10 protein-coding genes are annotated in these 9,653 nt (G+C 34.6%); 3 read left to right on the forward strand and 7 right to left on the reverse strand.

What is annotated here, in order from left to right; translation table 11 throughout:
* Nucleotides 1–58: 58 nt before the first annotated feature.
* The 3 genes from K8089_RS14300 to miaA are packed head-to-tail and all read left to right on the forward strand — an operon-like array spanning nucleotide 59 to nucleotide 3,243.
* Nucleotides 59–1,438: an exonuclease domain-containing protein gene (locus K8089_RS14300; protein WP_237603982.1), complete on the forward strand. Its 1,380-nt coding sequence runs from the start codon at nucleotides 59–61 to the stop codon at nucleotides 1,436–1,438.
* 39 nt (nucleotides 1,439–1,477) lie between these two features.
* Nucleotides 1,478–2,329, forward strand: coding sequence for an ion transporter (locus K8089_RS14305; protein WP_237603983.1), 852 nt, complete (start codon nucleotides 1,478–1,480; stop codon nucleotides 2,327–2,329).
* On the forward strand, nucleotides 2,326–3,243 hold the full coding sequence (gene miaA, locus K8089_RS14310; RefSeq protein ID WP_237603984.1) for a tRNA (adenosine(37)-N6)-dimethylallyltransferase MiaA: 918 nt from the start codon (nucleotides 2,326–2,328) through the stop codon (nucleotides 3,241–3,243). The genes K8089_RS14305 and miaA overlap by 4 nt, the downstream gene beginning before the upstream one ends.
* Nucleotides 3,244–3,277: 34 nt before the next feature.
* Here miaA and K8089_RS14315 read toward each other — a convergent pair whose 3' ends face one another.
* From K8089_RS14315 to K8089_RS14345, 7 genes are all read right to left on the reverse strand, one after another.
* Entirely contained in the window at nucleotides 3,278–3,994 is a 717-nt protein-coding gene (locus K8089_RS14315) for a response regulator transcription factor (RefSeq protein ID WP_045079708.1), read from the reverse strand.
* A gap of 12 nt (nucleotides 3,995–4,006) precedes the next feature.
* Complete coding sequence (locus K8089_RS14320) at nucleotides 4,007–5,566, reverse strand: sensor histidine kinase (RefSeq protein ID WP_237603985.1); 1,560 nt, start codon at nucleotides 5,564–5,566, stop codon at nucleotides 4,007–4,009.
* An 82-nt stretch (nucleotides 5,567–5,648) separates the two neighbouring features.
* Nucleotides 5,649–6,227, reverse strand: a complete 579-nt coding sequence (gene coaE / locus K8089_RS14325) for a dephospho-CoA kinase (RefSeq protein WP_237603986.1) — start codon at nucleotides 6,225–6,227, stop codon at nucleotides 5,649–5,651.
* Between the two features lie 17 nt (nucleotides 6,228–6,244).
* Nucleotides 6,245–7,195, reverse strand: coding sequence for a CdaR family protein (locus K8089_RS14330; protein WP_237603987.1), 951 nt, complete (start codon nucleotides 7,193–7,195; stop codon nucleotides 6,245–6,247).
* 26 nt (nucleotides 7,196–7,221) lie between these two features.
* On the reverse strand, nucleotides 7,222–8,223 hold the full coding sequence (locus K8089_RS14335) for a glycosyltransferase (protein ID WP_237603988.1): 1,002 nt from the start codon (nucleotides 8,221–8,223) through the stop codon (nucleotides 7,222–7,224).
* Between the two features lie 70 nt (nucleotides 8,224–8,293).
* Nucleotides 8,294–9,268 carry a T9SS type A sorting domain-containing protein gene (locus K8089_RS14340; protein ID WP_237603989.1) on the reverse strand — a complete coding sequence of 325 codons (975 nt, stop codon included), beginning with the start codon at nucleotides 9,266–9,268 and terminating at the stop codon, nucleotides 8,294–8,296.
* Nucleotides 9,269–9,461: 193 nt separating this feature from the next.
* A partial coding sequence (locus K8089_RS14345; RefSeq protein ID WP_237603990.1) for a T9SS type A sorting domain-containing protein occupies nucleotides 9,462–9,653 on the reverse strand: 192 nt, incomplete at its 5' end.

Genomic DNA, 9,653 nt, shown 5'->3' on the forward strand with positions numbered 1-9,653 from the left:
CTAAAAATGATTAATCATTTCAATAAATAATAAAAATAGAGAACAGTCAATAAAATACATGTACGCAATTTTAGACATAGAAACGACAGGTGGAAAGTACAATGAGGAAGGCATAACCGAAATTGCAATATACAGGTTTGACGGTCACAAGATTGTGGATCAGTTTTCAAGTCTTGTAAACCCCGAAATTCCAATTCAGCCGTTTGTAGTAAATCTTACTGGTATTAACAGTGAAATGCTTCGACACGCACCAAAATTTTACGAAATAGCAAAACGCGTTATCGAAATAACAAACGACTGTATTTTGGTAGCACATAATGCACTTTTCGACAAAAGAATTCTCACTACTGAGTTTGATCGATTGGGATATCAATTTGAAAAGGAGACGCTTTGTACGGTTGAGTTGTCAAAAAAATTAATTCCAGATATGCCGTCGTATAGTTTGGGTAAATTGGTGCGTTCCTTGGGAATTCCGTTAAGCGATCGTCACCGCGCACAAGGCGATGCAAAGGCGACCGTAGCCCTTTTTAAAATGCTGTTGGACAAAGACAAGTCTAAAGAAATAATTACGGAAACCCTCCGCACAGAGCCCAAACGACAGTTAGAGCCCAAACTGATTGATATAATTAAAAACACACCATCGGAAACAGGGGTTTATTATATGCGCAATGAGGCAGGTAAGTTAATATACATTGGTAAAAGCAAAAATATTAAAAAACGCCTAACGCAGCATTTCACCAGCGACAACCGGAAATCTAAAAAAATTCAGTTGGAAGTAAAATCTGTTTCTTATGAAAAAACTGGGAATGAACTAATAGCACTTTTAAAAGAATCTGAAGAGATAAAGCACAATAAACCTATATACAACCGAGCTTTGCGACGTACAAAGTTTACACATCAGCTTACATCGTTTGTTGATGAAAACGGGTATATCAATTTAAAAATCGAAAAAGCAGATGCTCGTAAAAAGGCGATAACAACTTTTGGCAACTATCAACAAGCAAAAACCGCACTTTATAAAATAGCTGAAGAATATCAGCTATGTCAAAAATTAACAGGCTTGAACAATACAGAAAATCAATGCTTCAATTACACCATATCGGAGTGCTTTGGAGCCTGTATAAACAAAGAGCCAGTTGCAAAATACAACACTCGGGTACAAGAGTTTTTAAATAAATATAGTTTCGAAAACCAAAATATGTTAATAATAGACAGAGGTCGCGAAATTGAGGAGCGTTCTGTAATACTTATTGAAAACGGTATTTATAAAGGATACGGATTTTATAATTTAAATCACCAAATAAATAACCCGGCAATTCTAAAATCTATAATTACCCCAATGCAGAACAATCGCGATGTTCAACATATAATTCAAAATTATTTGCGGCGAAAAAAAGGGTTGAAAATAGTAAACCTCTCACCTAAAACAGTTAATTAAGCTAAAGTTGCTTATTTTTAATCTTTCAAAGAATTTATATTGAAACCAACCAATAAACAATCCTGGCGCTATAAGATACACGAAATTATTTATGAGGCAGATACGCCCATGGGTAAGCTTTTTGACATTGTATTGTTGATATTAATTCTCCTTAGCGTTATAATTGTAATGTTGGAGAGTGTTCAATCTATCGATGTAAAATTCCACAAATTATTTTATGTAATTGAATGGATTATCACGATATTTTTCACCATTGAATATATCGCAAGAATCCTTACCGTAAAAAAACCTAAAAACTACATATTCAGTTTTTATGGAATTATTGATTTTCTTTCAACCATTCCGTTATACTTGTCTTTTATATTAGTTGGCAGTAATTACTTACTCACTGTGCGGGCCATGCGACTGCTGCGAGTTTTCAGGATTTTAAAAATAGCACGGTACGTTGGTGAAGGCAACAAATTAAAGAAGGCACTTGTAGAAAGTCGTGCCAAGATATTTATATTTATTTTTGCCGTACTTATCGTTGCATTAATATCTGGAACATTAATGTACCTCATTGAAGGAGAAGAAAGCGGTTTTACAAATATACCGGTAAGCATTTATTGGTGCATTGTTACGCTTACTACCGTAGGTTTTGGTGATATTACCCCTGTTACTCCTGCCGGTCAGTTTTTAGCTTCGTTAATTATGATTTTGGGTTATGGTGTTATTGCCGTTCCCACAGGTATTGTAAGCGCCCAATATGCAAGAAAAGAAATGGACGATTATGTTCACGTTAACACATTATCTTGTCGAAATTGTGGCGAATCAAAACATAGGGACGATTCTAAATTCTGCCACAAGTGTGGGTGGGACATGCAGCTGGACAATAACGATAAAGTGCAATGAACCCGAAACAGCCGTTGTTAATTTGCGTAGTAGGCCCAACCGCCATCGGAAAAACCAAGTTGGCAATAGCGCTGGCAAATGCGTTTTCAACTGAAATAATTTCTGCAGACTCGCGACAATTTTATAACGAAATGTCTATTGGCACCGCGGTTCCAAGTGCAGACGAATTGCGCGCCGCACCCCATCATTTTATTCAGAATAAAAGTATTTTTGAAGACTATTCGGTAGGCGATTTTGAAAAAGAAGCACTTGCCCTTTTAACACGATTATTTAAAAAGCACAAAGTAGTTGTTATGGTTGGCGGCTCGGGGTTATATGTAGATGCCGTAGTAACCGGTTTAGATTATTTTCCTGAGGTGGCTTCAGAAATTAGGGTAAAGTTAAATAGTGAATTAACCGAAAACGGTATTGAAACCCTTCAACGTGAATTAAAAGAAGTAGATCCGGCATATTTTGAACAAGTAGATATTTATAATCCGCATAGATTGGTTCGTGCCCTGCAAATATATCGCGGCACAGGGAAACCTTATTCTTCATTTTTAAAAAGGAAAAAATCTAATAGAAATTTTGACACTTTTTTTATTGGGTTAACGGCCGAAAGGGAAATAATTTACAATAGAATTAACCGCCGGGTAGATGCAATGGTAACAAATGGGTTAATTGAAGAGGCTCAAACCCTCCTCCCTCACAAGCAGCGCAATGCCCTTCAGACCGTGGGGTATCGGGAGCTCTTTGAATTTTTTGATGAAAACATTACACTTGCCGAAGCAATTTCAGAAATAAAGAAAAACACGCGCCGATTTGCAAAACGGCAAATAACTTGGTTTAAAAAAAACGAGGCTATCAACTGGTTTAATTACGAAACCGAAGCCCGAGAAATATTAAACTTTATTAAAGAAAAAAACGCCCTTTAAGAGCGTTTTTTTACACATATCTTAACTTAAAATATTAATTGTCCACCTCGCTTTTAACAACCAGACGGAATCCTTCGCCGTGGATGTTAATAATCTCAACCCCATCGTCTTTGCTGAGGTATTTTCTAAGTTTTGCAATGTAAACATCCATACTTCTCGACGTAAAATAATTGTCGTCTCTCCATATTTTGGTAAGTGCCAACTCACGTGGCATTAAATCATTTTTATGAAGTGCCAACAAACGTAATAATTCGTTTTCCTTTGGCGATAATTTAATGGGCGTTTCTTTATTGTAAGTTAAAAACCGAAGTTTTGAATTTAAGTGAAAGTTACCAATCTGAAATTCAAATTGTTTACTATCAGCTATTGAATCTGTTGCTTTTCTTTGAATGATGGCCTTAATTTTCATCAACAGTACTTCGCTGTCAAAAGGTTTGTTGAGGTAATCGTCTGCACCAACTTTATAGCCTTTAAGCACATCTTCTTTCATTGCTTTTGCAGTTAAGAAAATGATTGGCACGTCTTCGTTTTTTTCACGAATTTCTTTGGCCAAGGTAAAGCCGTCTTTATAGGGCATCATAACGTCTAAAATGCACAAATCAAAATCGTCTTTTTTAAATTTTTCAAACCCTTCCATCCCGTTTTTAGCGTGTGTTACGTTATAGTCGTTCATGGCCAGGTAATCTTTCAATACTGTTCCAAAATTGGGATCGTCTTCAACTAGGAGTATTTTTTTGTTTTCTGTTTCCATAATTTTAAGGTATTAAGATATTAAGTGTAATTTTAAAATAAAGGTACTGCCTTTTCCTTTTTCGCTTTCCACGTATATTTCGGCATCGTGATCGTCTAAAATTCGTTTTACATAGGCAAGACCAAGACCATGCCCTTTTACATTGTGTATATCGCCCGTGTGTTCACGGTAAAATTTTTCAAATATTTTTTTCTGAACCGCCTTGCTCATCCCCATTCCTTGATCTCGAATTTTAAGAATAACACTATTCTTCACATTTTCTGAATAGATATCTATTTTTGGCTGCTCTTCAGAATACTTTATAGCATTGTCTAAAATATTGACTATTACGTTGGTTAAATGCGATTCGTTCGCGAGCACCGTTGATCTTAACGCGCCAAAATGGGTGTTTATATAACCACCTTTATCTTCAACGATTAGACTTACGTGCGATATTGAATCTTCAATTATGTCCTGCAAATCCACGCGCTCCTTTGGTAAATCTAACTCGTTCTTTTCGAGTTTTGAAATTCGAAGCACATTTTCAACTTGCGCATTCATTCGTCTATTTTCATCTCTAATCATACCCAAGTATCTATCTAGAAACTCTTTATTATCCTTCACTTTTGGGTTTTTAAGAGAATCTAGCGCCAAGTTTATTGTTGCTATTGGCGTTTTAAACTCGTGGGTCATATTATTAATAAAGTCACTCTTAATTTGCGAAATTTGCCTTTGTTTATAAATCTGAGAAATTGCGCTGGAATATGCCAAAATAATTACTGCTGTAAATACAAGTGAAAGAATGGCCATTCCTAAAATACTGTTTAAAACAAGTTTTTCTTTTTCAGAAAAATTTACATAAAGCTCGTAATTGCTTTGATTTTCATTTACAAAAAGCGGAACTATATATGTGCTTTCTGGATTAAATTTAAAGTTTTTTGACCGTACTTTTGTTTCCAGATTATTGTTGAAAATTGCAAATTCAAATTTAGACTTTAAGCCTCTTTCTTTTAGCTCTTTTGCAATTAGTTCTGAAATCTCCTTTTCATTAACCCGTTTATAAATAGGAACCATTGCCGTTACATTACTAACAAAATCTTCAAATTGTTTGCGTTCGTAATCTTTCATTCTAGAAAAAGATTCAACACGTGTTTCTGTTGTAGTCGTTCCGTCAATACCCTCAGATATTTTTGTTCTTGTTTTTCTACTTGTAAGTTTTCTAAACTGGATGCTATCCATTTCAGAATCAAAAAAACCGGAGGAAAGTTTATAATCCTGTTCCAATATTCCGTCGGTAAAAATATAAGTTTCATTTGTTGCCTTATTCTGAATTCGATAAGCCAACTCGGTGAAACTTTGGCTATCAGGGGTTTGTATGCTGTCAACATACGCACTGTAAACCTGGTAATACGCTTCATTTTCCCTCAATTGAATTTCTTGTGCCACAGACAAGACAACCTGCTTTGAGTTTATTGTAAATTGTTCCGCTTTTGTTTCGTAAGCGTTTGATATCCAATATCCTTGAACAAATACTATTCCCAACAATGAGAGGCTCATGAGCGCTATAAGCAATACGAATAGCTTTTTGTTCATACCCCAAAAGTAAGATTTTAACATTTAGCTACTTGGCAGTTTAACCAAATGTTAACAAAAGAAAGAATTGTGTTAAACGCTATTAAGAAAGCAGGTTTTTATGAATTTCAGAAACTCGATTTCTCGTGGTCTCCAGATTAATGTTTTCAATAATTATATCGGCCAATTTTTGTTTTTCTTCATCGCTCCATTGATTGTTCATTCGCTGTTCTATTTCGGCTTTTGAAGCGTTATCGCGTGCTAAAACTCGTTTTATTCTTTCAGCTTTGGGCGCCGTAACGAGTATTGTTTTATCGCAATCTTTATAGCCGCCGTTTTCAAAAAGAATGGCAGCTTCTTTAATTACGTATGCCGAATTTTGTGATGAAGCCCACTTTTTAAAATGTGTTGCAACCCTTGGATGAATAATTTTATTAACCGCTTTTAACAGATCTGTATTATTAAATATTTTATCTGCAACAAAAGTGCGATTTAAACCTGTTTCGGTATAAGCGGCTTCTCCGAGTAATTTTACTAATTCGCTGCGAATAACCTTGGACGAGTTGGTGAGTTTTTTAGCCTCAACATCGGCAATATAAACTGGCACACCTAGTTCAGAAAACATACTGGCAACTGTTGTTTTCCCACTTCCTATACCACCTGTAAGCCCTATTATTTTCATTGGTTTTCTACATCAATTTACTTAAAGATAAAAAAGTCAATTTTTTTAGGATCAAAAACAACATTTAAAATGCTGGGCGGCTTCTTATCTAAGGAGGGTAACATAAAATTCTCTTCTTTGTTTCGTTTGGCATAATCGCAAATTACTCTAAAGTTTTCTTTTGAAATCTTTGAGAACTCACTCACCGGAACATCAAATGAAACAGTAATGGAAGGCGATATTAATTTTATTTCTAAATCTGGAGGTAGATTAATTACTTCAATGGGTAGTGTAAATTGTCCTTGAGAGTATTCGGCCACATTTAATTGCAGGGTCACTTCCTTGGGTTTTATTGAAACAATTTCGGCGTTATTGCTTAATACTTTAACCGATTTTGAAATGTTTTTTTCAATATCCTTAAATGAAACCTCTTCAGTTGTTACTGCCGTAATTTTCTTTAAAGTGCCCGATGGACCAGAAATAGTTACAGAATCTGGAGAAACTTTTATACTATCTACAGGTTTAAAACCATCTTTAAAGGTGAAGTTAGATTTTGGAATTACTTTCACCTTTTTTAAAACAATTGGATCTAAAGACACATTCAATTCTTCAACCGATAGGTTTTTAATTGCAAGATTTCTATTAAAATTGGCAGAAACCATGCGAGACAATTCATTTTTAGTAATTGTAAAATGGTCATTTTCATTGTTATAAAATTCGTTCACTTGTACATCTATCGTGGGCTTTTTAAACTTGTAAAACAAAATTTCGAAACCATTTGCTGTTAGATCAAAGGTAATTTTATGTCGGTTGTTTTCAGACAAGGCGGTGGTTTCAGGAATGTTTTCGTATAATATTTTGGCCTCCATAGTAGTAGTAAACTCTCTACTAAATTTGGTGAGAACCCAAAAAATAGCAGCTATTAATAAGAAGAATAGAAAGCGTTTAACCTTCAAGTTCTTTTTTTTCTTAAAAATTCCTTTCGACATACTTTTTTTATTGACCATAAATAAATTTACTCAAAAAATAAAAAAGGAAATTGTTTCTGAGGATCTTTCTTTAGAAAGTTTATTAAAACGCTAGATTTAAAAAACGCAATTCCATAACCAAAAAACTGAACAAAAACAGCTCGTAAAGTAAGTAAACCAATATACAAACTTTTATTCTTTATGCTAGAATCTGTAAAAATTAGAATTAAATATGAAACCAATGGCAGTAAAAACCACGGCGTAATAACAATTGAAGTTAAAATTGAAAACACCACAAACAACACAAATAGCGTTGGAAACCAAAACGTTAATTTTGCAGATGAAGGATGCCACTTACTTAAAATGGGGCGCACTAATCCAAATTTTTTAACCTGTAAATAAAACTTTTTCCAAGAGATTCTGCGTTTGTGATAAACATACGCATTTGGAAGAAATGTAGTATTAAAACCCGCCTTTGAAATGCGTTGCGAAAGATCTGGATCTTCCCCTGGATGAATTTTTGAATACCCTCCAGTTTTTAAAAATGCTTCTCTTGAAATACCCATATTGAAACTCCGTGGCTCAAAATTAGTTACACTTTTAATATTTCCTCTAATTCCGCCAGTAGTAAAAAATGAAGTCATAGTATAATTTATGGCCTTCTGTAAAGGTGTAAAACTTTCGTGAGCGGCATCTGCTCCACCAAAACAATGATAGAAGTTTGTTTGGAGAAACGTCGCTACCGTAGTTAAATAATGTGAAGGCAATAAACAATCTGAATCTAAAATTATAAAGTAATTTCCTTTTGCGCGTTTCATACCGTAATTACGAGAATCGCCCGGACCCGAATTCTGTTTAAAGTAATATGAAATGGAGAGTTTTTCAGAAAACTGTTCTACAACTTTTTCTGAAGTTTCCGTGGAACCATCTTCTACAATTACAATTTCAAAACTTGTTTCAAAATCCAAATCAACAAAGCTCTCCAAAAGCTCCTTAACTTCTTGGGGACGGTTAAATACTGGGATTATAAAAGAATAGTTTATTTGCATCGCGCAAAGTTAATCAAATAAAAAAAGCCACCCACTTTCGCAGATGGCTTTTCATTAAAGCAATAAAAGTCTATTTTTTCAATATTTTATAAGTGCCTGTCTGCCCATTTATAATAATTTTCATAATGTAGGCACCTGTTGTTAATTCAGATAGGTTAATGCTTGACGCACTAGCATCAATATTTGCGCGAATAAGCTCCTGACCCAATAAATTATATACTGATATAGATTCAATGTTATGAGCTGCTTTTAAAGAAATACTTTCAGTTGCTGGATTTGGAAAGTATGAAAATTCTGAAAAAACGTTCTCTTCTACACCTATTCTAATTCCACAATCACCTTTCCAAATATAAACTCCGTCCATCAATGGATCTGGAATACTCCAACCCGCATCAAATTGGGCGGTAGGGTTACCTTGCATTGTTGAAGAAGTAACTACCCAAAACACACTACCCGTTGCACCGCCATCTGTAACTGATAGTTCAACCCAGTAAGTTGTAGGCGATCCTGCCTGTCCCATAAAGATAAATGGGGTTACAGTCATTTCAACTTCATTTACATCAAAACCAAAATTATTGCCTATAACCGTTTGATTGTCGATCGTAACGGATGCTTCAGAACCAATAAGTGTACCCGGAAGTCCTGCGGCATTGTCGTAATAATTAACATCTACATTCGTTATTCCACCGTTGGCGAAGATACTTGCGGTTATATTAAAGAGGGTAAAATTTTCATCAGCATTCACTAACAAATCATTTGCTGTTTGAAAAGCTGAAGCGGAGGAGCAATTAAAACCATTTATAAAAGTACCATCGTTAGGATTTTCCTCGGTGCACGGCAGTAAATTAGTTGAGTTATTTAAATTCAATTCCGCAATTGATCTCATCGGTTTTTCGGTATTGGCGATTTCTGTTGAAGAATTTATTGCAGTTTGTTGTAGTTTCTGGTAAATGACTGGATTATTAGTGCCAACAATATTTACTTGTTTTTGCCCAAATACAGAAATACTTATTAACAGGAAAGTCAAAATCGTAATGCTTCTCATATTCATTTATTTTTTAGTTAGTTACAACTAAAAATACATAAATCCTGTCTCACTACAAAACACTAAAATTATTTCAGGCATAGACAATAGAAGGAAAGAGTATCATAATTTACTTAATTGTTATTTATTAAATTTTAAACATAAAAAAAGCCACCCACTTTCGCGGATGGCTTTATATAAGAATTGTGAAAAATTAGTTTTTCAAAATCTTGTAAGTTCCTGTCTGTCCGTTTACAGTAACTTTCATAACGTAAGCTCCTGTAGTAATTCCAGATAGGTTAATATCTGATGTAGTTGCACCAACTTCAGTGCGCAATACTTCTTGACCTAATAGGTTGTAGATAGAAACTGCTTCTATGTTACTTGCTGCTTTCAATGAAAGAAC

This window comes from Aequorivita vitellina, from assembly GCF_022008365.1.
GTDB classification, from domain to species: domain Bacteria; phylum Bacteroidota; class Bacteroidia; order Flavobacteriales; family Flavobacteriaceae; genus Aequorivita; species Aequorivita vitellina.